The organism is Neorhizobium petrolearium (assembly GCF_029854435.1).
Taxonomy (GTDB): domain Bacteria; phylum Pseudomonadota; class Alphaproteobacteria; order Rhizobiales; family Rhizobiaceae; genus Neorhizobium; species Neorhizobium petrolearium.
In genome coordinates this window covers 161,049-186,833 of the sequence record NZ_CP123001.1, presented here as the reverse complement: position 1 = coordinate 186,833, position 25,785 = coordinate 161,049, and the positions used below count along the sequence as shown (strand labels likewise).

At 58.9% G+C, this 25,785-nt stretch carries 24 protein-coding genes; 12 read left to right on the top strand and 12 right to left on the bottom strand.

Annotated elements, in window-relative coordinates; genetic code table 11:
• Position 1: 1 nt before the first annotated feature.
• Together QEO92_RS27765 and QEO92_RS27760 are read left to right on the top strand one after the other, a co-directional pair.
• On the top strand, positions 2-1,105 hold the full coding sequence (locus tag QEO92_RS27765) for an ABC transporter ATP-binding protein (protein ID WP_227705409.1): 1,104 nt from the start codon (positions 2-4) through the stop codon (positions 1,103-1,105).
• Between the two features lie 32 nt (positions 1,106-1,137).
• Positions 1,138-2,406 carry an ABC transporter substrate-binding protein gene (locus QEO92_RS27760; protein ID WP_227705408.1) on the top strand — a complete coding sequence of 423 codons (1,269 nt, stop codon included), beginning with the start codon at positions 1,138-1,140 and terminating at the stop codon, positions 2,404-2,406.
• A 161-nt stretch (positions 2,407-2,567) separates the two neighbouring features.
• On the opposite strand, the gene QEO92_RS27755 is transcribed toward QEO92_RS27760, so the two are convergent.
• From QEO92_RS27755 to QEO92_RS27730, 6 genes are all read right to left on the bottom strand, one after another.
• Positions 2,568-2,936 (bottom strand): cytochrome C oxidase subunit IV family protein, encoded by a 369-nt coding sequence (locus QEO92_RS27755; protein ID WP_037145821.1) that lies wholly within the window; start codon positions 2,934-2,936, stop codon positions 2,568-2,570.
• Between the two features lie 11 nt (positions 2,937-2,947).
• On the bottom strand, positions 2,948-3,667 hold the full coding sequence (locus tag QEO92_RS27750) for a heme-copper oxidase subunit III family protein (RefSeq protein ID WP_037145819.1): 720 nt from the start codon (positions 3,665-3,667) through the stop codon (positions 2,948-2,950).
• Positions 3,664-4,386, bottom strand: a complete 723-nt coding sequence (locus QEO92_RS27745; protein WP_227705407.1) for a cytochrome c oxidase subunit 3 — start codon at positions 4,384-4,386, stop codon at positions 3,664-3,666. The genes QEO92_RS27750 and QEO92_RS27745 overlap by 4 nt, the downstream gene beginning before the upstream one ends.
• Positions 4,383-6,158, bottom strand: a complete 1,776-nt coding sequence (gene ctaD / locus QEO92_RS27740) for a cytochrome c oxidase subunit I (protein WP_227705406.1) — start codon at positions 6,156-6,158, stop codon at positions 4,383-4,385. The genes QEO92_RS27745 and ctaD overlap by 4 nt, the downstream gene beginning before the upstream one ends.
• A 43-nt stretch (positions 6,159-6,201) precedes the next feature.
• Entirely contained in the window at positions 6,202-7,017 is an 816-nt protein-coding gene (locus QEO92_RS27735; protein WP_227705405.1) for a cytochrome c oxidase subunit II, read from the bottom strand.
• Positions 7,018-7,109: 92 nt separating this feature from the next.
• Positions 7,110-7,313, bottom strand: coding sequence for a hypothetical protein (locus tag QEO92_RS27730; RefSeq protein ID WP_227705404.1), 204 nt, complete (start codon positions 7,311-7,313; stop codon positions 7,110-7,112).
• Positions 7,314-7,786: 473 nt separating this feature from the next.
• Between QEO92_RS27730 and QEO92_RS27725 the strand changes: the two genes are divergently transcribed.
• From QEO92_RS27725 to QEO92_RS27710, 4 genes are all read left to right on the top strand, one after another.
• On the top strand, positions 7,787-8,500 hold the full coding sequence (locus QEO92_RS27725) for a GntR family transcriptional regulator (protein WP_227705403.1): 714 nt from the start codon (positions 7,787-7,789) through the stop codon (positions 8,498-8,500).
• Between the two features lie 37 nt (positions 8,501-8,537).
• Positions 8,538-9,788, top strand: coding sequence for an NAD(P)/FAD-dependent oxidoreductase (locus tag QEO92_RS27720; protein ID WP_227705402.1), 1,251 nt, complete (start codon positions 8,538-8,540; stop codon positions 9,786-9,788).
• Between the two features lie 105 nt (positions 9,789-9,893).
• The gene (locus QEO92_RS27715) at positions 9,894-11,036 is read left to right on the top strand and encodes a M24 family metallopeptidase (RefSeq protein WP_037145792.1); all 1,143 of its coding nucleotides are present in this window, start codon (positions 9,894-9,896) and stop codon (positions 11,034-11,036) included.
• A gap of 57 nt (positions 11,037-11,093) precedes the next feature.
• Positions 11,094-12,005: a dihydrodipicolinate synthase family protein gene (locus QEO92_RS27710; protein ID WP_037145790.1), complete on the top strand. Its 912-nt coding sequence runs from the start codon at positions 11,094-11,096 to the stop codon at positions 12,003-12,005.
• Positions 12,006-12,070: 65 nt separating this feature from the next.
• On the opposite strand, the gene QEO92_RS27705 is transcribed toward QEO92_RS27710, so the two are convergent.
• Positions 12,071-13,414, bottom strand: coding sequence for an MFS transporter (locus QEO92_RS27705; protein WP_037145788.1), 1,344 nt, complete (start codon positions 13,412-13,414; stop codon positions 12,071-12,073).
• Between the two features lie 314 nt (positions 13,415-13,728).
• Between QEO92_RS27705 and cyoA the strand changes: the two genes are divergently transcribed.
• The 5 genes from cyoA to QEO92_RS27680 are packed head-to-tail and all read left to right on the top strand — an operon-like array spanning position 13,729 to position 18,782.
• Complete coding sequence (gene cyoA / locus QEO92_RS27700) at positions 13,729-14,952, top strand: ubiquinol oxidase subunit II (protein ID WP_227705401.1); 1,224 nt, start codon at positions 13,729-13,731, stop codon at positions 14,950-14,952.
• Between the two features lie 20 nt (positions 14,953-14,972).
• On the top strand, positions 14,973-16,976 hold the full coding sequence (gene cyoB, locus QEO92_RS27695; protein WP_037145784.1) for a cytochrome o ubiquinol oxidase subunit I: 2,004 nt from the start codon (positions 14,973-14,975) through the stop codon (positions 16,974-16,976).
• Between the two features lie 13 nt (positions 16,977-16,989).
• Positions 16,990-17,601 (top strand): cytochrome o ubiquinol oxidase subunit III, encoded by a 612-nt coding sequence (gene cyoC, locus QEO92_RS27690; RefSeq protein ID WP_227705400.1) that lies wholly within the window; start codon positions 16,990-16,992, stop codon positions 17,599-17,601.
• Entirely contained in the window at positions 17,598-18,005 is a 408-nt protein-coding gene (gene cyoD / locus QEO92_RS27685) for a cytochrome o ubiquinol oxidase subunit IV (RefSeq protein WP_227705399.1), read from the top strand. Before cyoC ends, cyoD begins: the two co-directional genes overlap by 4 nt.
• Positions 18,006-18,053: 48 nt before the next feature.
• Entirely contained in the window at positions 18,054-18,782 is a 729-nt protein-coding gene (locus tag QEO92_RS27680) for an SURF1 family protein (protein ID WP_227705398.1), read from the top strand.
• A 519-nt stretch (positions 18,783-19,301) separates the two neighbouring features.
• On the opposite strand, the gene QEO92_RS27675 is transcribed toward QEO92_RS27680, so the two are convergent.
• From QEO92_RS27675 to QEO92_RS27660, 4 genes are all read right to left on the bottom strand, one after another.
• Positions 19,302-19,919, bottom strand: a complete 618-nt coding sequence (locus tag QEO92_RS27675) for a sulfotransferase family protein (protein ID WP_227705397.1) — start codon at positions 19,917-19,919, stop codon at positions 19,302-19,304.
• 113 nt (positions 19,920-20,032) lie between these two features.
• Positions 20,033-21,949, bottom strand: coding sequence for a sulfate adenylyltransferase subunit CysN (cysN, locus tag QEO92_RS27670; protein WP_037145776.1), 1,917 nt, complete (start codon positions 21,947-21,949; stop codon positions 20,033-20,035).
• The gene (gene cysD, locus QEO92_RS27665) at positions 21,949-22,848 is read right to left on the bottom strand and encodes a sulfate adenylyltransferase subunit CysD (RefSeq protein ID WP_227705396.1); all 900 of its coding nucleotides are present in this window, start codon (positions 22,846-22,848) and stop codon (positions 21,949-21,951) included. Before cysD ends, cysN begins: the two co-directional genes overlap by 1 nt.
• A 517-nt stretch (positions 22,849-23,365) precedes the next feature.
• Entirely contained in the window at positions 23,366-24,280 is a 915-nt protein-coding gene (locus tag QEO92_RS27660) for an AraC family transcriptional regulator (protein ID WP_227705395.1), read from the bottom strand.
• Positions 24,281-24,371: 91 nt separating this feature from the next.
• Between QEO92_RS27660 and QEO92_RS27655 the strand changes: the two genes are divergently transcribed.
• A complete protein-coding gene (locus tag QEO92_RS27655; RefSeq protein WP_227705394.1) occupies positions 24,372-25,232 on the top strand; it encodes an SDR family oxidoreductase in 861 nt (286 codons plus the stop codon).
• Here the strand turns inward: QEO92_RS27655 and QEO92_RS27650 are convergent.
• Complete coding sequence (locus tag QEO92_RS27650) at positions 25,192-25,776, bottom strand: rhodanese-like domain-containing protein (RefSeq protein ID WP_227705393.1); 585 nt, start codon at positions 25,774-25,776, stop codon at positions 25,192-25,194. The two genes, QEO92_RS27655 and QEO92_RS27650, sit on opposite strands and share 41 nt — an antisense overlap.
• Positions 25,777-25,785 lie beyond the last annotated feature (9 nt).

Genomic DNA, 25,785 nt, shown 5'->3' with positions numbered 1-25,785 from the left:
CATGCCTGACGTCGAGTTTCGCAATATTGTCAAGCGTTTCGGCAGCCTGACCGTGCTTGAGAACCTGAATCTCAAGATTGCCGATGGCGAGTTTCTGGTGCTTCTCGGACCTTCGGGATGCGGCAAGACCACGCTGTTGAACATGCTCGCCGGCCTGCAGGAAACTTCGGACGGCACGATTGCGATCGGTGACCGGGATGTGACCGATCTCGATCCGAAGGATCGTGGTCTGGCAATGGTGTTCCAGTCCTACGCCCTCTATCCGACCAAGACCGTGAAGGGAAACCTGCTGTTCGGTCTTTCTGCTCAAAAGCTCGACAAGGCCGAAATGCAGCGACGTGTCGAATGGGCGTCAAAGCTTCTGCAGATAGATGCTCTGCTGGACCGCAAGCCGGCGCAGCTCTCCGGGGGGCAGCGCCAACGCGTCGCCATCGGCCGGGCGCTGGTGAAGAATGTCGATGTCTTCCTGTTCGACGAGCCGCTCTCGAACCTCGACGCGAAGCTCAGGACTGAAATGCGTCTCGAGATAAAACGCCTGCACAATGAACTGAAGAAGACGATCGTGTTCGTCACGCATGACCAGATCGAGGCAATGACAATGGCGACGCGGATCGCCGTCATGAATGGCGGTGTCATCCAGCAGATCGGAACGCCCGACGAAATCTATGAACGGCCGAAAAACCTCTTCGTCGCCTCGTTCATAGGTTCACCGGCGATGAACATGGTCCCCGCGACGGTCGTCGCCAATGGAGGCGCGTGTGTTGCCCGGCACGAGCCGTCAGGCGTCCCCCTTCATCTCTCGCGCTATCAATTCGAGCACCAGCCCAAAACGGGGCAGAACGTCATCGCCGGCATGCGGCCGGAGCATTTTTCCGTTGGGGAGATGCCTGAAGAGGCATGTGGCGCATATTTCGAATTGCCCGTCCGCTACACGGAAAAAACCGGAAGCGACGTAACTGCCTTTCTTGAAAGCGGCGGCGGACTGATCGCCGTCCGTTTCGATTCCAAGCATTACCACGTACCGGCAGCGGGCGAACGTCTTCGGGTCAGCTATCCGGCTGACAAGTTCGATCTGTTCGACCCGAAGACGGAAGTGCGAATCTAGGCCGGACGGCCTGATGACAGGGAGGAAATGGCATGAGATCCAAACTCGCAGGCATCGGGCTGGCGCTCGCGCTCGCTATCGCCCCCATCGCCAAGACCAGCGCAGCCGATCTGACAATCTTTCATTCTTGGTCGAATGAAAGCGAGATCAAAGCTCTCAACGTATTCGTCAAAGCGCTGAAAGCCAAAGGCAACACCATCAAGGAACTGGCGGTTCCGCATGAGCAGTCCGGAGCAGGGGGGCCGATCGTGAGCCTGGTGATTGCCGGAACGCCGCCGAACATCTTTCTGACCGGCAATGCTGACGTCTATCGGGATATTCGTGATCGCGGGCTTGGCCAGACCGTGGGCGAATATTTCGACAAGATCGGCGCAACGCCGAATTTCCCAGCCGCCGTACAGGAAGCGATCAAGGTCGACGGCGAGGTGCGCAAGATCCCGCTCGGAATTCATATCGACGGCATGGTTTACTACAATATGAAAATCGCAAAGGCTGCGGGCGTCGATCCGACGCAATGGAAGTCGGCGGACGATATGTTTGCCGACATGGATAAGGTGAAGGCGGCCGGCTACAATTTCATCGGCGTCGGCGGCAATACGTTTCAGGCAGGCTACCTGTTCCACGCTCTCATGGCGGCGGTAGCCGGCCCTGAAGTCTACAAGAAGTTCTACAACGTATCTGACGGCGGCAAGCCGGATCCGTCGGTGTTCGAGGAAAAGGGTCTTCGCGACGCGATCGAGATGTTCCGGAAGATCACTGCCCAGGCTGACGAAGGCTGGACGAACCGCCAGTGGAACGAAACCACGAATACGGTGATTTCGGGCAAGACGCTGATGCAGTTCCACGGGGACTGGATGAAGGGGCAGTGGAAAGCCAACAACAAGGTGCTGGGCGAGGATTTCAACTGCATCAACTGGCCGGGCACCAAGGCTGTGGCTGTCACGGTCGACGCCATGGGCATCCTCGGTGGTGCTCCTGTCAGCAAGGATCAACTCGCCGCGGAATTCGACATGGCATCAATTGCCGTCGATCCGGCCAATAATGGACAATTCGCAGCCTATAAAGGATCGACCCCGGTTCGGGTCGATGCGCCGGAGGACAAGCTCGACGCCTGCAACAAGCTGGTTCTGAGCAATCTCGCCAAGGACAATTCCAGCGTGCTCAATCCGTTCTATATTTCGGATTCGGACTGGATCAACTCGATCTGGAACACGATGTTCACCTTTCAGGGGGATCGGAACATGACGACAGACGATGTGATCGCCATGCTGAAAGGCGAATACGAGTCGATTTTCAACTGAAGCCCTCCCAGTGGACTGACTGCAAGCCGGGCGCGCGAATGCGTCCGGCATTTTTGTTCCCCGAGTTGTCCTCACGGGCCGAAGCCGGAGTGATTGCAAACCTCGGGCAAAGATGCGCAGGCGATCGGCGAGCTTGAAAGGAGGCTTCGGCGTCGCGCCCGTCAGGGAGCCGTTCCAAAGAAGGCGAGCCGGGTGAGGATGGTATAGTTTGCCTCCGAGACCATGAGGGCCGTGAAGACCAGCACCAGCGCCGGTGGCAGCAGGATGGCATAGACGAGCGCCAGCCGTTCCCAGGCCATGTGCATGAAGATGGCGACTATCAGTCCCGCCTTGAGCATCATGAACACGAGAATCAGCGACCAGCGGGCAAAGCCCTGGATTCCGAGATAATCGACCATGTAGGAAAAGGCGCTGAGCACGAAGAGCAGGCCCCAGACGAGAAGGTAAAGCCGGATCGGATGTTGCTGCCCGGTATGCGTCTGTGTGCGTGCCTGCGTGTGCGTTTGAGCATGCGCGGTTGTCTCGCTCATGACGATCCTCCTCACCACAGATAGAAAAATGCGAAGATGAACACCCAGACCAGATCGACGAAATGCCAGTAGAGGCCCATGATCTCGACGGCTTCGTAGTGACCTTTCCTGCTGGTGAAGAAGCCGCGCCGCGCCTCGTCGAAATCACCCCGCCAGACCTTGCGGGCGACGATGAAGAGAAAGATGACGCCAATCGTGACGTGAGTGCCGTGAAAGCCGGTGATCATGAAAAAGGATGAGCCGAATTGCGCCGCCCCCCAGGGATTTTCCCAGGGGCGCACCCCTTCCGATATCAGCTTCGTCCATTCGAAGGCCTGCATGCCGACAAAGGTCGCACCGAGAAGCGCTGTCGCCAGCATCAGGGCAGCCGTCCGGCCGCGTTCCCGGCGATAGCCGAAGTTGACCGCCATCGCCATGGTGCCGCTGCTTGAGATCAGCACGAAGGTCATGATCGCGATCAGGATCAGCGGAACATCCTGCCCGCCGATATGGAGCGCGAAGACCTCGCTCGGATTGGGCCAGGCGACGGGCGTCGACATGCGCGCGGTCATATAGGCCAGCAGAAAACATCCGAAGACGAAGGTGTCGCTCAAGAGAAAGATCCACATCATCGCCTTGCCCCATGAGGCGGTTTTGAAGGCGCGCTGATCCGAGGCGAAATCGGAAGCGACGCCGCGCAGTCCGGCGGGGTGGAGATCAGGATTGCTGTGTGTCTGGAGAGACTGTGTCATCCAGGAATCCCCTGGTTCAGCAATTGGCGGCAGAGATCGACAAAGTCGTTTGCCCAGCCGGCAAAGAGCGCAAAGAGCATGAGCCAAACGGCGAGCATGAAATGGGAGTAGATGGCGGAAAGATCGACGCTGAGGCGCAGCCTGTCCTTCCGAGCATCCGCCACGAATGATCTGGCGGTCGTTCGGCCGAGCACGACAAGGCCACCGAGGACGTGCAGGCCGTGCAAGCCCGTCAGCATGTAGAAGAAACTGTTGGCGGGATTGTCGGCAAGCACGTAGCCGGTCGACATCAGTTCGCGCCACGCCTGGATCTGTCCGACGAGAAAGAGGGCAGCGAGAAGGAAAGCGGCGGCAAGCATTGGCTGCAGGGTCTCCATATGGCCAAGCCGCGCTTCTCTTCTTGCCCATTGCAGCACAGCGCTGCTCAGGACAAGCACGGCGGTATTCACCCAGAGCAACCGGGGGACCGGCATTCCTCCCCAGTCCGAGGCCTCCATCCGCATGAAATAGGCGCTGACAGAGAGGCTGAAGAGGGCGCCGACGACGCCGAGGAAGACATAGAGGCCGATTTTTACCGCCACAACAGGCGGCTCTTGCCCGCCTGCCACCGCCTGCACCGGACTTGCTTCAAGCCAGGGCTTCGAGGTCAACCGCTGCCCGGCCAGCCACCAGATAATGATGGCACCGATCGCGGCAAGAAAGACCAGTGCGACGTTCATGCGACGACCTCCCTTGTGACGCCGCTTGCCGGTTCCGTCTGTGGGATGAAATCCTCGGTCGCTCCCGGCACGCTGTAGTCATAGGCCCAGCGGTAAACCACCGGCAGATCCTTGCCCCAATTGCCATGTGCAGGCGGGGTCTGCGGCGTCTGCCATTCGAGCGTCGTCGCCCGCCACGGATTGCCGCCTGCCTCCCGGCCCCTGAAGAGGCTCCAGACCAGATTGAACAGGAAGACGATCTGAGCCGCGCCCACGACGAGCGCCGTGACAGTGATGAAGACATTCAGCGCATGGGCCGAAGGCGGAACAAAGGCTGTCTCTCCAAGCTCGTAGTAACGGCGCGGCACACCGAGCAGGCCGAGATAATGCATGGGAAAGAAGATCGCGTAGGTGCCGAGGAAGGTGATCCAGAAATGGATCTGGCCGAGTGCTTCGTTCAGCATGCGCCCGGTCACCTTCGGATACCAGTGATAGATCGCCCCGAAGATGACAAGGATCGGCGCGACGCCCATGACCATGTGGAAATGCGCGACGACGAACATGGTATCGGACAGCGGGACGTCGACGACGACATTGCCGAGGAAGAGGCCGGTCAGGCCGCCATTGACGAAAGTGACGATGAAAGCCAGCGCGAAAAGCATGGGCAGCGTCAGATGAATGTCGCCGCGCCACAAGGTCAGCACCCAGTTGTAGACCTTGATTGCCGTGGGGATGGCGATGATGAGCGTGGTCGTGGCGAAGAAGAAGCCGAAAGCCGGGTTCATGCCGCTGACATACATATGATGCGCCCAGACGATGAAGCTCAAGCCGCCGATGATGATGATCGCCCATACCATCATGCGGTAGCCGAAGATGTTCTTGCGCGCATGGGTGCTGATCAAGTCCGAGACGATGCCGAAGGCGGGGAGGGCGACGATATAGACCTCAGGATGCCCGAAAAACCAGAACAGGTGCTGGAACAGGATCGGGCTGCCCCCGCCATGCTGCAACTGCTCGCCCATTTCGACGATGGCGGGCATGAAGAAGCTCGTGCCGAGCAGACGGTCGAACAGCATCATGACGCAGGCGACGAAGAGGGCAGGGAAGGCCAGCAGCGCCATCACTGTCGCGGTAAAGATGCCCCAGACGGTCAGGGGCATGCGCATCAGCGTCATGCCGCGCGTGCGTCCCTGCAGCACCGTCACCACATAATTCAGGCCGCCCATGGTAAAGCCGATGATGAAGACGATCAGCGAGGAGAGCATCAGGAGGATGCCCCAGTCCCTGCCGCCGGGCGTGCCGGACAGAACGGCCTGTGGCGGATAGAGGGTCCAGCCGGCCCCCGTTGGCCCGCCCGGTGCAAAAAAGCTGGCGACCAGGATCAATACGGCGAGCAGGTAGATCCAGTAGCTCAGCATGTTCGCATAGGGGAACACCATATCGCGTGCGCCGACCATCAGCGGAATGAGGTAGTTGCCGAAACCGCCGAGGAACAGTGCCGTCAGGAGATAGATCACCATGATCATGCCGTGCATGGTGATGAACTGGTAATAGCGGTCGGCATCGATGAAGGCGAAATAGCCGGGAAAGGCAAGCTGCAGGCGCATCAGCCAGGAGAGTACGAGCGCCAGAAGACCGATCGAAATGGCCGTGACCGAGTATTGTACGGCAATGATCTTGGCATCCTGGCTGAAGACATATTTCGTCCACCAGCTTTTCGGATGATAGAGTTCAACATCCTCGACTTCGGCGGACGGGACGGTGCCTGCGTCGCCGGATGGAATCTCGACCATGATATCTCCTCCCTTTCCTTCCGATGCTGCCTTCCTGCCCGATTCAATTTGCCGGTTGCGGCTCTCCCAATGCCAGGAGCTGGGTGAACGTCTGTTGCTGCTCCAGCCATGTCTGGTAGTTCGCTTCGTCATCAACGACGACGGTTCCGCGCATCTGCGAGTGGCCGACGCCGCAGAGTTCGGCGCAGAGGATCTCGAAGGTTCCCGTTCGCGTCGGCGTAAGCCAGAAATAGGTCACCATGCCAGGGATCATGTCCATCTTGGCGCGAAATTCCGGCACGTAGAAATCATGAAGGACATCGACGGAGCGCAGCAATACCCGGACCGGCTTACCGACCGGCAAGTGCAACTCTCCACCCTCGATGATCACGTCGTCCAACCCTGCGGAATCGTTCCTGTTGAGACCGAGCGGGTTTTCAGGGGTAACGTCGCGCGTATCCGACCGGCCGAGTTTACCGTCGGCTCCCGGCAGCCGAAAGCTCCACAACCATTGCTGTGCCACGACCTCCACAGGGACGGCTTCGTCCGGCACCGTGACGAACTGGTTCCACACCACAAGGCCGGGCGCGAGCATGGCTGCGACACCGACCGCCGTTACCGATGCCAGCATCCATTCCAGCTTGCGGTTCTCAGGCTCATAGGCCGCTCGGTTGCCTGGTCTGTGTCGGAAGCGGAAGACGCAATAGGCCATGAAGGATACCACAGCCACGAAGACGATGCCGGTGATCCAGAAGGTAATGACCAGCGTGCTGTCGATATAGGACCAGTTGGACGCGATCGGCGTCCACCACCAGGGGCTCAGCATGTGGAACAACACGGAGCCCACCACCAGCAAAACGAGAACCAGCACGACAGCCATTATCGCCCCTCCCTGAGCCGATCCGACCGTGGATATGAACCGCATTCCGCAAATATTGGCCTTAGTATCTCATAAACAGAAAATGCGTGTAATTACAGAAAATTAGGCATTTTCAACCGATCTGTTCCGCAGTCGGTCAACTTGCAGCGCCCGTTTCGGACAGCTGATTTCTGCTCGTCCTTCAGGTCGCCGAATGCCGTCTTCGCAGCCTTCACATTCAATTTTGGGTTGCCAAGATGGCCACGTAACGTCGTTGCGTCTCCCACGCCGATTAGCAGAAGAAAACGATATTCCATGGCAAACCTCATCCTCCTCAAGGTTGCCCAATCGCTTCAGCATCCACTGCTATCCTTGTGCGGATGAATTTGCGATCTCTAAAAAGTAGTCCTTCGCAGTAGCAAGTCAATCGGTTCCACCATTCGAAGGTCTCAAGCAACATATTTGGCTCCACGGGCAGTCACCTGATTTGAGGTTCGCAAGGCATGAGATCGCATGCTGCTCGATAGAACTCCTCGCTGATAACGGAGGGCAGGGGCCTAGATCCTGTGCCATCAAAACGCGGGGACCGTGCCATTCTTACTTTGCAGGAACACGGCACTCTAACTTTGTGGCTACACACACAATAATTTCATAATACATATTATGGAACCAAAGACCGTACCTAAGGTCCAGAAATCGAGTCTTCTTGGCATATAGGGATTTTCTGTCGACACAATGTGTGCAATTGTCGCCGCAGCATCGCTGACGTTACATAGGACGGTGATTGATAGTGACGAAAGAAACGGCAAAAAACGGTGTTACCCGCGTCCGCGGCTCCGGCACCCAGAGCGTCTATACCGTACTCCGCCGTGAGATTCTCGCCATGACGCTGACGCCGGGCAGCCCGCTTGACGAGGTCCGGCTGTCGGACCGTTTTGGCATGTCGCGCACACCGATCCGTGAGGCGCTGCTGAGACTTTCCGGCGAGGGCCTCGTCACGACGCTGCCCAATCGCAATACGATTGTCGCGCCTATCGATTTCGCGGCACTACCCACCTATTTCGACGCGCTGACGCTGATGTACCGCGTAACCACTCGCGGCGCAGCATTGCACGCGACATCGGAGGCGATGGGCGATATCCGCAGGCGTCAGGAGGAATTTGCCGCGGCCGTGGTCGCCCGCGATGCCTTCGCGATGATCGAAGCTAACCGCGAATTCCATGTGGCAATCGCCGAACTTGCCGGCAATCCCTATTACACCGCCTTGTTTACGCGGCTTCTCGATGAAGGACGACGCATCCTGAGGCTCTACTACCGCACCTTCGATGACCGCCTGCCCCGCCAATATGTCGATGAGCACGAAGAGATGATCGCTGCGATCGAGGCCCGCGATCCAGAGCGTGCCGACCAGCTCGCCATCAGGCATGCCGCCCAGATCGTCAAACAGATCCAGGACTATGTCGCCCGCGATCTCGGCCATCCGATCGATCTCTCGGCCAGCTGACCCATACCTTCCGAATTCGTCACACAGGATAGATACCATGAACAACCCTTCGGTCGACGTCGTCGTGATCGGCTCGGGTATCATTGGCGCGATGGCGGCGCATTACCTGCAGCAGGATGGCCATTCGGTGATGATGATCGAACGCGGAGAGGTATCGAGAGGCGCAAGCAGCGGCAATGCCGGCATTCTTGCCTTTCCGGAAATCATCCCGATCGCCGCGCCCGGCACGATATGGAAGGCGCCGAAATGGTTGCTCGATCCGCTCGGTCCCCTCAGCCTTCCGCCCTCCTATGCGCTCGCCATGGTGCCGTGGCTGTGGCGCTTCTGGCGCGCCGGCGCTCGCGCTGCTTTCAATCGAACGGTCGAGGTGAACGCGAAAATGATGCCGCTGGCACGCAGTGAGATGCTTCGGGTCATCGGGCGCACCGGCCTCGAGAAGATGGTGAGCCGGACCGGGACACTCGACCTCTACGACAGCGAAGAAAGCCTCTTTGCAGCATCGACCGATTGGGAGGCGAAACGCAATGCCGGCTTCGAGTTCAACCGGGTGGGCCGCAGCGAAATTGAAACCCTGCAGCCAGGACTGGCGCCGCAGTTCCGGCATGGCATCTTCACCCCGGATGGCCTGCAGGTTTGCGATCCTTACGATTTCACGAAAGCACTTGTCGACCACGCCATCTCTTGCGGCGCCTCGCTCAGGATCGGCGAGGTCACGCGCATCGAACCGACGGCATCGGGTGCCCGCGTAGCGCTTTCGGATGGCGCGGCCTTCGAAGCAAAGACCGTCGTGCTTGCCGGTGGTGCGTGGTCGAAGTCCGTCGCCGCAAGTCTCGGCGATTATGCGCCGCTCGAAACCGAGCGCGGCTACAACACGACATTACCCCCCGGTGCCTTCCCGCTGCAGCGCCAGCTCTATTTCAACGACCACGGGTTCGTGGTGACGCCGCTTTCTTCCGGCATCCGCGTCGGCGGCGCGGTCGAGCTCGGAGGGCTCAATCTGCCGCCCAACTACAAGAGGTCGGAAGCCATGCTGAAGAAAGCGAAAGCTTTCCTGCCCGCATTAAAGACCGAGGGTGGCCGCCAATGGATGGGTTTTCGTCCCTCCATGCCGGACTGCCTGCCTGTCATTAGCCCTTCGAGTGCCACATCAGCGGTCATCTACGCCTTCGGCCACGGGCATCTCGGCCTGACCCAATCGGCAGCAACCGGACGTCTGGTCGCCGATCTTGCCGCTCGCCGCCAGCCCGCCCTTCCCATCGAGCCGTTCCGGATCGGCCGTTTTCGTTAATCCTTAAGAGCATTCGCAGGCGCCGGAAAAATGTGCCTAAATGCCTTGTCGACAAACTAAATACAAACCTGTATAGAACCTTCCAATATTGAAAAGGAACCGGCTATGTCCTGGTCTCATCCCGTCCCGAAGATCACCGATGACGAGCGACGACAGCGCCTTCAGCGGCTGCAGACCACGCTTGCGGAAAAAGGTCTCGAAGGACTGCTGCTTGGTTCGACGGAAAGCCTGCGCTATTTCACAGGCCTCGAATGGCATCCAAGCGAGCGCCTGCTCGGCGCGCTGGTGACGCCGAAAGACGTTTATTACATCGCGCCCGGCTTCGAGCGGAGCCGCGTCGAAACCCTGCCCCGGCTTCCGGGCGAAATCGTCACTTGGCAGGAGGATGAGTCGAGCGCGGCGCTGGTTGCCTCGCTGATGCCGGCGGGAGGAAAGCTCGCGCTCGATGATGCCCTGCCGCTCTTCGTCTACCATCAGCTCGCCGCGATCTTCGGCCCTGACCGTCTTGTCGATGGCGGCCGGCTCATCCGCGATTTGAGGCTTCGCAAGTCGAAGGCCGAGATTGCTCTGATCGAACATGCGATGGGCCTGACACTGGAGGTCCACCGCCGCGCACATGCCCTCATCAAGCCGGGCGTCAAGGCTTCCGAAGTTGTTCGCTATATCGACGAGCAGCACCGCGCGCTTGGCGCCGAAGGCGGCTCGTCCTTCTGCATCGTCTCGTTCGGGCTGGCGACCTCGTTGCCGCACGGCGCCGATGGCGACCAGGTCTATGCACCGGGTGATGTCGTGCTGGTCGATACCGGCTGCCGGCTGGACGGCTACCACTCCGACCTCACCCGCACCTATATGCTGGAAGAGCCTACCAAGGAATTCGCGGACGCCTGGGCGGTCGAACGCGAGGCGGAACAGGCCGTATTCGACGCCGCCCGCCTCGGCGCAACCTGCGGCAGCCTCGACGACGCAGCCCGGCGGGTGCTCGCGAGACACGGGCTAGGTCCGGATTATATGCTGCCGGGCCTCCCGCATCGCGCAGGGCACGGATTGGGCCTCGAAATCCACGAGGAACCCTATCTCGTCCGGGGCAATGCAACTGCTCTGGAACCCGGCATGTGCTTCTCGAACGAGCCGATGATCGTTTTCCCCGGCCGGTTCGGCATCCGTCTCGAAGACCATATCCATATGACCGAAACCGGGCCTGAATGGTTCACCCAACCCGCAAAAAGCCCGACGGAGCCGTTCGCGTGACAAGCCCCGACAGGGACACGCGCATGGTACGATCCATCAACCACAGGAGTTCTTCCAATGACCACAGGCTGGACCGGCGTCTTTCCCGCAGTGACGACACAATTCAATGAAGATTTCTCCGTTGACCTCAAGGCTACGCAGGGCGTGCAGGATGCGCTCGTCAATGATGGCGTCAACGGCCTCATCGTCATGGGGACCTGCGGCGAGAACAATTCGCTCGACCCGGAAGAAAAGCGCACGATCCTGAAAGCCGCTGTCGAAGTGGTGAACGGTCGGGTGCCGGTCGTCACCGGCGTTTCCGAGTTCGACACCCGCCGCGCGGTGGCTTATGCGAAAGATGCCGAAAAGCTTGGTGCCGACGGCCTGATGGTGCTTCCGGCGATGGTCTACGTGCCGAAGCCCGAAGAGCTCGTCGCCCATTTCAAGGCGGTTGCCGAAGCGACCTCGCTGCCGATCATGCTCTACAACAATCCGCCGGCCTATCGCGTCAATATCGGCGTCGACGTGCTGCGCCAGCTCGAAGACGTGCCGAACATCAAGGCGGTCAAGGAAAGCGCACCGGATCCGCGCCGCTTCACAGACCTGATCAACGTCTTCGGCGACCGGTTCGATATTTTCGCCGGCCTTGACGACGTGGCGCTCGAAGGGCTGCTGCTCGGTGCCAAGGGCTGGGTCTCCGGCCTCACCAGCGCCTTCCCGCGGGAATCCGTCGCGTTGGTTGCCGCTGCTGAGCGGGGCGACTGGGAAGAGGCCCGTAGCATCTATCGCTGGTTTATGCCGCTTCTGCATCTCGACGCGGAACACGACCTCGTCCAGTCGATCAAGCTCGCCGAGCAGATCATGGGCCGCGGCTCCGAGCGCGTGCGCATGCCACGCATGCCGCTTTCCGGCGCGCGCCGGGCAGAAGTCACCGCCATGGTCGAGAAGGCGGCTGCGACACGTCCGACGTTGAGCAGAAAGGCTGCGTAGGGCAGCCCTCCTTTTCACGGTCAACTTTCAATGCCGGGCCTTGTGTCCGGCATTTTCATGTCAGGTTACCGCTGCCCGCCCGGCTCATTACTCTGGTCCAGCACCCGGCTAAGGCTGAGCGCGATGATCGTGCAGATCGCCCCGGACATCAGATATCCGCCGATGAAGATGATACCGAAACTGCTGGCGAGCCCCAGCGCCACCAATGGCGCGAAGCCTGCGCCGACAAGCCAGGCGAGATCGGATGTCAAAGCAGCGCCGGTATAGCGGTAATATTGCCCGAAACGGGAGGAGACGGCCCCCGAGGCCTGGCCGAACGAGAGGCCCAGAATACCAAAACCGATGATGATGAACGCATCCTGCCCCGTCCCGCCGGCATCCAGCAGGAACGGCGCGGAAAAGCTGAAGATGGCGATGATAACTGCGCCGATCATCAACTGGTTGCGACGGCCGATACGGTCGGCGATGACGCCGGACAATACGATCCCGATAACGCCGACAGCCGCGCCCGCAACCTGCACCCAAAGGAATTCCGCGGCCGACTGCCCGCCTGTGAGCGTTACCCAGCTCAACGGGAAGATCGTTACCAGATGGAACATGGCAAAGCTCGCAAGCGGCGCGAAGGCGCCGAGCACAACGTCATGGGCGTGCTTGCTCAGCATTTCGAAGACTGGCCGGGGCTCCAGTTCACGCGCCTCCATAGCCGCTCCGAACTCCTTGCTGGCGACGATACGCAGGCGGGCGAAGAGCGCCACGACATTGATCGCGAACGCGACGAAGAACGGATAGCGCCAGCCCCAGGAGAGAAAATCCTCTTCGGAAAGATTGGCGACGAAATAGCCGAACAGGATGCTCGCCAGCGCAAAACCGAAAGGCGCACCGAGCTGCGGGATCATCGCATACCAGCCCCGGCGGTTGGGCGGCGCGTTGAGATTGAGCAGCGAAGCCAGCCCGTCCCAGGCTCCGCCGAGCGCAAACCCTTGCCCCAGGCGGAAAAGCGCCAGCAGCGCCACCGACCACAGGCCGATCGTGTCGTAACCTGGCAGGAAAGCGATCGAGGCCGTCGATCCGCCCAGGATAACCAGGGCGACCGTCAATTTGGTGCCACGCCCGTAATTGCGGTCGATCCACATGAAGACGAACGAGCCCACTGGCCTCGCCATGAAGGCGAGCGGGAAGATCGCGAAGGACATGAGGGTGGCCGCCACCGGATTAGGGGCGAACGGGAAGATCAGCTTGGGGAAAACCAGCACGGAGCCGAGGCCGTAGACGAAGAAATCGAAGAACTCGGACATGCGACCGATGATCACACCGATGGCGATGCTGCCGGGCGAAATCGGCTTGTCGTCATGAATGCGGCGAGCATCCCGCTCCATACCTGACGATGTGGGATTGACGACCGTGCTCATAAAGCCTTCCTCCTGGCGATAATCCGCCTCAGCTTTGAAATGTTGATCAAATGCCGGCCGAGTTCAAGGAACCTCTTCAAAAAACGCCGATTGTAGTGGCACGAGACTCTGGCGGGCCAGGGGTTCTGTCCTAGATTTCCGCGAACAGCGATTGGCATATGCTACTCCAACGGCGACAAGCTTTGACCAAAACGATCGACAAAAAATCTTGCTGCACCGCGACAGATTGCTGCACTGCGACGAACGACCTCATTCCAGCAGGGGCATCGCCGCGATTAGTCCACACTAGACAAAACGCAAATTTCGAGCCCGAGATGCCCACTCTGTTGAAGTTCACCGGACGGTTGTTCGCTCTCCTGCCTGCCTTGGCGCTGACCGGATGCAACCTGGTCGTCATGTCTCCATCGGGCGATATCGCCGCGCAGCAAGCGGATCTGATCGTCGTCTCGACGGTGCTGATGCTTCTGATCATCGTGCCCGTCCTCTGCTTGACGCTGTTTTTCGCGTGGCGTTATCGCAGTTCAAACACTGCCGCGAAATACGACCCCGATTGGCATCATTCGACACGGCTGGAGGTCATCATCTGGTCGGCACCGCTTGCCATCATCATCGCACTCGGCGCCGTGACCTGGATCAGCACCCACAAGCTCGATCCCTATCGGCCGCTGGATCGCATCGATGCCGAAAGGGCCATCCCCGCTGAAGTCAGGCCGCTGAGGGTGGAAGTCGTGGCGCTCGACTGGAAGTGGCTGTTCTTCTATCCCGACTACGGCATCGCGACCGTCAACGAGATGGCCGCTCCCGTTGACGTGCCGATCAACTTCAAGATCACCGCATCGTCGGTCATGAACTCCTTCTACGTGCCCGCGCTGGCCGGCATGATCTACGCCATGCCGGGCATGGAGACCAAGCTGCACGCCGTCATCAACAAGGAGGGCGAATATGATGGTCTTTCGGCGAACTATAGCGGCGACGGCTTCTCCCACATGCGCTTCAAGTTCCATGGCCTGCAGCAGGCCGGCTTCGACGCATGGGTCGCGCGGGTGAAGGGCCAGGGCACAGCACTCAATCGCGACACCTATCTGAAGCTTGAAAAGCCGAGCGCAAAAGAGCCGGTCCGTTATTATACCAGCGTCGAGGACGGACTTTACAACGCCGTACTCAACATGTGCGCCACGCCGGGCAAGATGTGCATGAGCGAGATGATGCATATCGACATGATGGGCGGCGGCGGCGCGGAAAGCCATGAGAACCGCAACCGGCTGGAATACGACAGCCGCCATGCAGGTGAAGCCGCCCACGGCACGCCGGCTCCCGCAGCTACCTTCCCTGCCACCGGCAACCCGGCCCGCAGCCCCGAACCGGCGGAAGGCGTGAACAATCCTCAGCGACCCCAGTCGCACAACGGGTCTCAGGGGCAGCCGATGAACCACGACATGCACAACATGCAGGGCGATACGCCCGGAAGCACCCCCGGAACCTCGCAGGGCAGTGCCGCGCCGGCGCAGATCAACAACGTCGCTCCGGCAAAGCCCTGAAAGAGATCTGGTAGAAACCCATGTTCGGCAACACCACGCTAACGCAATTCCTCTTCGGGCGGCTTACATTGGAAGCCATCCCCTATCACGAACCCATTCTCGTCGTGACCTTCCTCGTCGTCGCGATCGTCGGCATCGCCATCCTGGCGCTGATCACCAGATACAAGCTTTGGGGCTATCTCTGGAAAGAGTGGTTCACCAGCGTAGACCACAAGAAGATCGGCATCATGTACGTGGTGCTGGCGCTGATCATGCTGCTACGCGGCTTCGCCGACGCGATCATGATGCGCCTGCAGCAGGCGATCGCCTTCGGCGGCAATGAAGGCTACCTCAACCCGCACCATTATGACCAGATCTTCACCGCGCATGGCGTGATCATGATCTTCTTCATGGCCATGCCCTTCGTGACGGGGCTCATGAACTTCGTCGTGCCGCTGCAGATCGGCGCGCGCGACGTCTCCTTCCCGTTCCTCAACAACTTCTCGTTCTGGATGACCACGGCCGGCGCGATCATCATCATGATGTCGCTTTTCGTCGGCGAATTTGCCAGAACCGGCTGGCTCGCCTACCCGCCGCTTTCCGGCGCCGACTACAGTCCGGGCGTCGGGGTCGACTATTATATCTGGGGTCTGCAGGTGGCGGGCGTCGGCACGACGCTGTCGGGCATCAACCTGATCGCCACGATCGTCAAGATGCGGGCACCCGGCATGACCTTCATGAAGATGCCCGTCTTCACCTGGACCTCGCTCTGCACCAACGTGCTGATCGTCGCGACCTTCCCGATCCTGACCGCCACCCTCGCCCTTTTGACGCTCGATCGCTATGCGGGTACAAACTTCTTCACCAACGACCTCGGCGGCAATCCGATGATGTATGTGAACCTCATCTGGATCTGGGGCCACCCGGAGGTCTACATCCTCGTGCTGCCGGCCTTCGGCATCTTCTCCGAAGTGGTGGCCACTTTCTGCGGCAAGCGCCTCTTCGGTTATGCTTCGATGGTCTACGCAACCTGCGTGATCATGATCCTCTCCTACATCGTCTGGCTGCACCACTTCTTCACCATGGGTTCGGGCGCGTCTGTGAACGCGTTCTTCGGCATCACCACGATGATCATCTCGATCCCGACCGGTGCGAAGATGTTCAACTGGCTCTTCACCATGTATCGCGGCCGCATCCGCTATGAGGTTCCGATGCTGTGGACGGTCGGCTTCATGGTGACCTTCGTCATCGGCGGCATGACGGGCGTCATGCTTGCCATCCCGCCCGCGGATTTCGTGCTGCACAACTCGCTTTTCCTGATCGCTCACTTCCACAATGTCATCATCGGCGGTGTGGTGTTCGGCGTGCTGGCGGGCGTGACTTACTGGTTCCCCAAGGCCTTCGGGTACAAGCTTGATCCGTTCTGGGGCAGGATGAGCTTCTGGTTCTGGCAGATCGGTTTCTTCTTCGCCTTCATGCCACTCTATGTACTCGGCCTGATGGGCGTCACCCGCCGTGTGTCCCAGTTCGAGGACCCGTCGCTGCAGATCTGGTTCGTCATCGCTGCCTTCGGCGCCTTCCTGATCGCGCTCGGCATCGCATCCTTCCTCATCCAGCTCGTCGTTTCGTTTATCAAGCGCGACCAGCTCCGCGATACGACCGGCGATCCCTGGGATGGTCGAACGCTGGAATGGTCGACCTCCTCGCCGCCGCCGGACTACAATTTCGCCTTCACCCCCGTCGTGCACGACCACGACAGCTGGTACGACATGAAGAGCCGCGGCTACGAGCGTCCGCTTGCCGGCTTCAAGCCGATCCATATGCCGAAGAACACCGGCACCGGCGTCATCCTGGCCGCGATCAGCGTCGCACTCGCCTTCGGCATGATCTGGTACATGTGGTGGCTGGCGATCGCCTCCTTCGTCGCCCTGCTCGCCGTCGCGATCGGCCATACCTTCAACTACAACCGGGATTTCTACATCCCGTCGGAAACAGTGGCGGCGACGGAGAACGCGCGCTCGAAACTGCTCGCGGAACGGACCTGACATGCCAAGTCAAATGCAACTTCAAAAAACAGAGAAGCCGGAATTCTACCTGAAGGAAGAGCACCATCCGGAAGGCAGCACCATGCTGGGCTTCTGGCTCTATCTGATGAGCGATTGCCTGATCTTCGCAGTGCTCTTCGCTACCCACGGCGTGCTCGGCCGCTCTTACGCGGCAGGCCCCTCGCCCGCCGATCTCTTCGATCTGCCGATCGTCGCGATCAACACGTCGATGCTGCTCCTCTCATCGATCACTTACGGCTTCGCGATGCTGCAGATGGAGCGGAATGCCAAGACCGAAACGCTCTTCTGGCTTGCTGTGACCGGTGTCTTCGGAGCGATTTTCCTCGCTCTCGAGCTCTACGAGTTCAATCACCTGATCCACGAGGGCGCCGGTCCGACCCGCAGTGCCTTTCTCTCCTCCTTCTTCACGCTGGTCGGCACCCACGGTCTGCACGTGACCTTCGGCATCATCTGGTTGATCACGCTGATGGTGCAGGTCGCCAAACACGGCCTGATCCCGGAAAACAAGCGCCGGCTGATGTGCCTGTCGATGTTCTGGCACTTCCTCGACGTCGTCTGGATCGGCGTCTTCTCCTTCGTTTACCTGATGGGAGTCCTCGGATGAACTCGCACCCGCACGCACCTGCCCATGAAGATGCCCACAATGCGCATCACGGGCACAGCAACGGCCACGAGGCTGGTCACGGCACCCTCAGGAGCTACCTTATCGGCTTCTCGCTTTCCGTCATCCTGACGGCCATTCCCTTCTGGCTCGTCATGGGCGGCGTCTTCGACAGCAAGCTGTTCACGGCCTTCCTCGTCATGGGGTTCGGCGTCATCCAGATCGTCGTGCACATGATCTACTTCCTGCACATGAACCCACGTTCGGAAGGCGGCTGGACGATGATGGCGTTGATCTTCACCTTGGTGCTGGTCGGCATCACGCTCGCCGGCTCCCTTTGGGTCATGCATCACCTCAACGTCAATATGATGCCAATGTCACCGGAAATGATGAAGAACATGCCCTGACGGGCAAAACCGATGAGCGCGGCCCCGGATCGCCCAAAGATTGGAAACATGACGCCGGACAAACCGGCCCGTTCGGCGCGGCCCCGCCGGTTTTTCGCGGCGGCCATGCTGTTGCTGGCCGCAGCTTTCCTCGGGCTCGGCACCTGGCAGGTGCAGCGGCTTTTCTGGAAACTCGATCTGATCGCCCGCGTAGACGCTCGCATTCACGCTGCGCCGGTCGCGGCACCGTCACCATCCGCGTGGCCGGGAGTTGATGCTGAAAAGGACGAATACCGGCGTGTGACTGCGTCGGGCACCTTCGATCATGGTAAGGAAACCCTCGTCCAGGCAGTCACCGAACTCGGCGCCGGCTTCTGGGTGATAACGCCGCTCAGGCTGGCGGAGGGAACAACAATCCTGATCAACCGCGGCTTCGTCCCGGTCGACAGACGCGAGCCTGCATCACGTGCCGAGGACGAGATCGAAGGCTCCGTCAAAATCACCGGCCTTCTCCGAATGACGGAACCCGGCGGCGCCTTCTTGCGGAACAACGACCCGGCAAGCGACCGCTGGTACTCGCGTGACGTCGCGGCGATCGCCGCGGCAAAAGGCCTGACGAACGTTGCACCCTATTTCATCGATGTAGATGCGACACCCAATCCCGGTGGCCTGCCGGTCGGCGGACTGACGGTCGTCAAGTTCCGCAACACCCACCTCGTTTATGCAATCACCTGGTATCTGCTGGCCGCCATGAGCGCCGGCGCGGCTTTCGCGATTTTTCGCAGGCGGATTGCCTAAGATTCTCCGCATCCCGCGGATTCGCTCGAGGTGATCTAACTCACTGATCTTTCGTCATCCCGAAAGGGCGTCCCGTTTTCGGCCGATATGCTACAGGCCCGAATTCTCCGCCCTTCAATCCCAGTATTCAGGGCATTCGAATCACTGCCGCCATCGAGAACAGGAGTGAGGATGACGGAAAGTGCCTGTCAAAGCCGCCGCGGCCCTGATTTTGAGAGGTTCTGCCTCGCTTCGGCACGGGATGTGTGGATATTTACAAAATGTTAGCCACGTCTACTAACGGAACTGGAACCATTCAGGGTGGCAAAAGATAGTGCCGTTGCCGCGGGAAAGCCCCCCAAATACCCCTCCCTGCGGCCGGGAAGTCCGGCTCGGATCACATGAGGCGCGTCGGACCTCCTGCCCCATTTCGATGGGATTGGTCATTCGCTGCAGCCGCTGTGAGATGTGCCCAGGCTCGGTGATCTTCAGCACACTGCCGTATGACACCTGCCCGCGATCAACATCAATCCAACGAACCTATTCGAAGCGATAGCCAAATAGGGCAATGTCACGCTGATGCCGCCGCGCAATTATTTCCGCATCTTCGTCAGAATAGGACCATCTGTAGCCGCGCTCGCTCCGTGAGGAATTTATTCGTTGGCCATAGGGTACGGTTATCCGAAGCCCGTACTTTTCCTTAAGTGACCGAAGATCTTCCTCGAGCCTCTCCTGCCTCAATACTTCATGGACAGCAATTTTTCCATTCTCATCAATAATCCAGTCACTCACTTGCCTTCGTGCATAATCGTGAAGCGACCTCGGTTGGTCCATATCTTCAAGCCATTTGATATAACCGGAGAAACTCAGGGCTTTTATCTGCTCATGTTCCAACAGCATGCCGGAATTTCTTCCACCAGCATCCTTCGATACGTAGTTAAACCAGGAAAGGTGCCAATCCCATGGATTTCGGATGACTGTGAATAGGACGTACTTGGTAAGGCTATCACCACGCTTCTCAAAAATGTCCCGGTATTCAAGAAAGGTCTTGTGTCCCTTTGCTTCACTCCATCGTAGCGTAGGGCATTGCTTGAAGCGTTCACCAAACGCGCTGTTCACGAAGCTTCCGCCGCACTTCGGTGTGTGGATGTGAATCATGGGAAGACCTCGATTCGACAGAAGGCTCTCGATGAAATTCCGTGGCACTCTCATAAATTCGGTCCTCTGCCGTTAAATGGAACGCATTCTGCGGCTACTCTGATTCACGATGTTCAGGTCTCATCCAGGTCACGACCTTGACGCTCAAGAAACTCCTCAATCGCGATGGCAAGCTCCTGCGGACTGCTTCCCACCGTCTGCAAGTGCATATCTGGCTTTTCAGGGGCTTCGTAGCTGGAATCTATGCCCGTGAAGTTCAGGAGCATCCCGGCTCTTGCCTTGGCATAAAGACCCTTAGGATCACGCCGAGCACACTCCTCAATCGGTGTGTCGATGAAGACCTCAATGAAATCGTGACTGCCCATTAAGTCGCGCGCCATCTGCCTCTCGGAACGAAACGGGGATATGAACGCTACCAACACGATCAGGCCAGCATCCGCCATAAGTTTCGCGACTTCCGCAACACGCCGAATGTTCTCAACACGATCCTCGTCCGTGAAACCCAGATCACGGCAGAGGCCATGCCTCACATTGTCCCCGTCTAGCAGACATGTGTGCCTGCCCTTGGCATGGAGCAATTTCTCCAGATTATTGGCGATAGTTGATTTGCCTGAGCCTGAAAATCCCGTGAACCAAACGATGGCGGGGCGCTGGCGCAACAAATTCGCGCGGGCTTGCGCGGTAACTTCCAGAGTCTGCCAATGAAGATTATCCGCGCGGCGGAGAGGAAAATTGATCATTCCCGCACCAACAGTTCGGTTGGTCAGACGATCAATCAAAATAAAATTTCCAACAAGACGATTATCGCCGTAACTGTCAAAAACAATCGGCGCCTGCGTTGCGACATTGCAGGTGCCGATCTCATTCATGCGCAAAGTTTTGCTCGCAACATGACCCAAGTCTGCAACATCGATCTGATATCTTAGGCTGGTGATCGTCGCGTCGACGCTGTCTGTTTCTGTTTTCAAGATGTAGCTTCGACCCGGAAACATCGGCTCTTTGTCGAACCAAATTATATTGGCTTGAAACTGATCCGACACATGGGGGCGTCCCTTCGGCGCGACCAGCATGTCCCCTCTGGATAAATCCAGTTCATCTTCGAGAAGCAAAGTAATCGCCTGCCCTTCCACGGCTTGGGGCAGGAAGCCATCGTAAGTGCTGATCTTCATAACTTTTGACATCCGCCCCGACTTGGCAACTACGACTGGGTCACCTACTCCGATACGTCCTGCCGCGACCTGCCCAGAAAATCCTCGGAAATCTGAGTTTGGGCGGGAGACCAATTGGATTGGGAAACGGAATGGTTTGGATGCATCAACCGATGTCGCCGGGACGGTCTCCAGATGCTGAAGTAAAGTCGGGCCCTCGTACCAAGGAGTATTGGTCGACTTTTCGATCACGTTGTCGCCAAAACGGGCCGAAACTGGAATAGGGCAGATTGAGGTAAAGCCAAGGTCCGACGCAAATCGCCTGTATTCAGCGACGATGTCCTCGAATTTTTCTTGATCGAAAGAAACAAGGTCGATCTTATTGACAGCTAAAACGATATGCGGAACCCGCAGAAGTGACGCGATACAGGAATGCCGCCTTGTCTGGGGTAGAATACCCTTGCGGATGTCGACAAGCATGACCGCTAAATCTGCAGTCGAGGCTCCCGTCGCCATATTGCGCGTGTATTCTTCATGACCCGGCGTATCAGCGACGATGAATTTCCGCCTTTCGGTAGCAAAGAAACGATATGCCACATCAATGGTAATGCCCTGCTCCCGTTCGGCTTCCAATCCGTCCAATAGAAGCGCAAAGTCGATGTCATCGCTGGATGTCGTCCCATGTCTGGCAGAGTCGCGTCGCAGCGCTGCCAAGTGATCGTCGAAAATCAGTTTCGTATCGTAAAGCAATCTTCCAATAAGGGTTGACTTTCCATCGTCTACAGAGCCGCAAGTGAGGAAACGCAGCAGCGACTTGTTCTCTTGCTCATGAAGAATTCGGGAGAGGTTCGGTAATTGCTCACTCGGCATATTATCGACCATCAGAAATATCCTTGACGTTTTTTTCGCTCCATGGATCCGGTTTCATCCTTATCAATAAGGCGGCCCTCCCGCTCCGACGTTCGGGTTGTCAACATTTCAAGGATAATTTCCTCCACAGTCGAAGCCTCTGCTTCAATTGCAGCGGTCAGTGGATAGCAACCAAGAGTGCGGAAACGGACCACCCTTTCCTCGATCCGTTCACCAGCCAGTATCGGCATCCTGTCGTCATCGACCATGATCAACGTGCCATCACGATTCACCACTGGCCTTTTTGCAGCGAAGTACAGTGGGACAACTGGAATGCGCTCCTTGAGAATGTACTGCCAAATATCCAGCTCGGTCCAATTCGACAATGGAAAGACCCGGAATGATTCATTCTGGGCAATCCGAGTATTGTAGGTTTTCCACATTTCCGGGCGCTGGTTTTTCGGATCCCAGGCGTGCTGGAAATTACGGACCGAAAAGATCCTTTCCTTGGCGCGAGACTTCTCTTCGTCACGCCGCCCTCCGCCGAAAGCGGCATCGAATCCGTATTTGTCCAACGCCTGCCGCAAAGGAAGAGTTTTCATACTGTACGTATAAGCGCTTGAGCCATGGGTAAACGGAGTTATGTTTTGCTGCAGCCCCTCCTGGCTGGTGTGGATAAGAAGTTCAATCCCGTATTCTCGAGCAACCTGATCACGAAATTCGATCATCGCTCTGAATTTCCACATGGTATCGATGTGCAACAGAGGAAAAGGAGGTCTGGCTGGATGGAATGCCTTCCGCGCAAGGTGAAGCATAACCGAAGAATCCTTGCCGATCGAATACAACATGACCGGCTTGGCGGACGTCGCAACCACCTCCCGCAAGATGTGGATGGCTTCCGCCTCTAGCCTTTGAAGATTGTTAACGATCATCACGTTTTCCTAAACCATACGTCCGTGCTGAAGGCAATTTACCTTTGTCAACAAGTCGGACATTTAATTGTGGCTCCATCCCAGGGAAACCGTTTGCTGTCGTATAGCCGGCTAATCCGCCCGTTAGGCCAGATTGAGGCGTCCGCCCATCTCGTCAACTAAAACCGCATCGGCTCAATACGATCGAGAGGACGCCGGGAGATGAGTCGAGGATCGGTGCGCTTGCGCGAAACACGGACCTGACTGCTGACCAGCCCTGCAATAAACGGCAGCCGGGCAGCGGCTGTGCTGAAGGCCAGGGGCATCGGCGAACTCGAAATCCCGGTGCCGCGGCTGCGATCGCGAACGCGATATACAACGCTACCGGCGTGAGGGTGCGCGGCTATCCGATCACGCTCGACAAGTATTTGGCAAAAGTGCTCGGCACAGGCTGAGCTTCGCCTCGTGACCCTCCGCAGATGCACTGGATGGCAACGGCGGCTCCAAGCGGCAATGGCTTCGACCCTCTGCCGCGTCGTTAGTGCCCGTTCCCGGCCCGCCGCGAGCGGGCGAACATGCCGGGCGAGCACCCCAGACGCCGACGAAACGCTGTGCTGAACGCGCTGGCGGACTCGTAGCCGATCTCTTCCGCAAGGCGCTCGAGAGGCTTGCCGCCGCGGCTTAGGGCATCCTGAGCCAGCGTCATGCGCCAACGGGAAAGGTATTCCATAGGGGCACAGCCGAGGGTTTCGGAGAAACGGGCCGAGAATGCCGATCGCGACATGCCCGCGAGTTTTGCAAGCTCCGCCACCGTCCATCCGGCGCGCACATTGGTATGCATTGCACGCAGGACCGACGCAAGGGCCGGATCCTGCATCCCCGCCAGCAAGCCGGCAGGCAGTGCTCCCGGAGCGATGCTGGGCCAGCGCAGGCATTCGACCAGCATGACCTCCAGGAGGCGTTGAAGCATCATTTCGCGCCCCGGCCTGTCGTTGGCGCACTCGTCCATGATGAGATCAATGATGCGAGCCAGACGGGAGGTATCTCCGTCTTCCGCCCTTATGTGAATCATACCGGGCAACAGGGCCAGCAGCAGCGGGGCATTGACGGGCTCGAGCTGGAATGAGCCGCCGAGCATCTCGAAGTCCGGCTCCCCCTCCGGATCTCCATGCCGGATGCTGCTGAACGATGGAATGCCCGGCACGCATGCCGCACCCGGCTCGCTGAGAAGCGAAAATGCTGGCGAGGCAGGCAAGAGCACGAAGTCGCCCCGCTCCTGCGGCACCGGGTCTGCGCCCTCGATGGACAGCCAGCATCGCCCCTTGAGCACGATGGCGAACCCCGGCGCCGCATAGGCCGAATAGCTCACGCCCCACTTTCCGCGGCCGGTTATCGGCTTCGAGAACACTGCATGAGGGCGCAGCAAGGCGATGATGTCGCTGAAAGGGTCCATTCTGGACGATCCATAATAAAATAAAGACAGATAATTATAGATCGTCCTAAGCAAATGTCTATTCTCCGCTCTGACAGAAGCGGAGAAACCAATGACCAAAACAATCCTCATCACCGGAACATCATCTGGCTACGGCAAAGCCATCGCCGAGCTTTTCCTCGATCGCGGTTGGAACGTCCTCGCGACCATGCGGCGCCCGGATCCGAGCGTCTTTAAGGTGCAGTCGGATCGGCTGAAAGTGCTTCCGCTCGACGTGACCGACGCCGACAGCATCGCCGGTGCAATCGCCGACGGTGTGGCTGCCTTCGGCGGCATCGACGTCTGGGTGAACAACGCCGGGATCGGCTTGGCCTCCGCGGTAGAGGCGACGCCCGAGGCAACGATCCGAGAGCTGTTCGAGACCAACACGTTCGGCGTGATGGCCTGTTGCCGCGCGATCATTCCGCAGATGCGCAAGCAAGGCCGCGGTATCATCGTCAACGTCACCTCCAGCGTTACCATCGGCGTCATGCCGCTGTCGGCGGTCTATGCCGCCAGCAAATGCGCTATCGAAGGCTTTACCGAGTCGCTCTCCTACGAGCTGAGCCTGTTCGACATCAAGGCCCGGCTCGTCGAGCCCGGCCTGGCGCCGACCACCAGCTTTGGCGCGAATACTGGAACGAGGATGCAAGGGGTTTTTCCTAAGGACTATGAAGGGTTCGTCCAGGCCTTCTTCGAGAAGATGGCGAACTATCCGACACCGTACTGCACCGAGGCTGAAGTCGCGGAGGCCACCTGGACGGCTGCAACGGAGGACGGGAAGCGTATTCGTTATCCCGCCGGCGCCGATACCAAGCTTCTCGCGAAGCTGCGGTGGTCGACCTGCGAAGACCACTACCTGGCGAAGATCAGAGAGCTGTTCATCCCCACGACTATTTTGCCGGCTCCGACTCCCAAGCCCTATCTGGCTTGATTTCAACCGCCTCGTGGGCCTCCTGCCAACTGTTGATGCCGCCTGGGAACCAATGAACGCCGGTATAGCCCTTCATCACCAGCCGCTTGCCGGCGTTCCAGCTCCCCCAGCAGCCGGGAAGGCAAAAGGTGACGATGGGCTTTGAACTGTCGCCTTCAGTCAGTTCTTCCACGCGACGAAAGAAAGTTTCTTCCTGCGCCGCCTCAAAAGATGCTGCTCCGGCGCCCGGAAACCACGCGGCGCCCGGGATGGAGCGATGGGTCGGCAGCCAAAGCCGGTCCCGGGGAAAATCCTCCGGCTTCTTTTCGGCGGGGCCGACATCGAGAAGCACCGGGTTCTTCGGCATGAGCGCCTCAAGGTCTGCCAGATCGATGACGACGGCACCCGTGAGCGTCTTCGGTGTCTCCCCTCGCATCGGCCCGGTCCACAAGCCTTCCGGCTCCGGCACTTCGGCCCGGGACAGTTGCGTGCCCGCCGCGGTCATCAACAACGCAATCGCAAGTGAAGCGGCAACCCTCACCAAGGCTCCAATCAGGTCGGACATGCCCACACC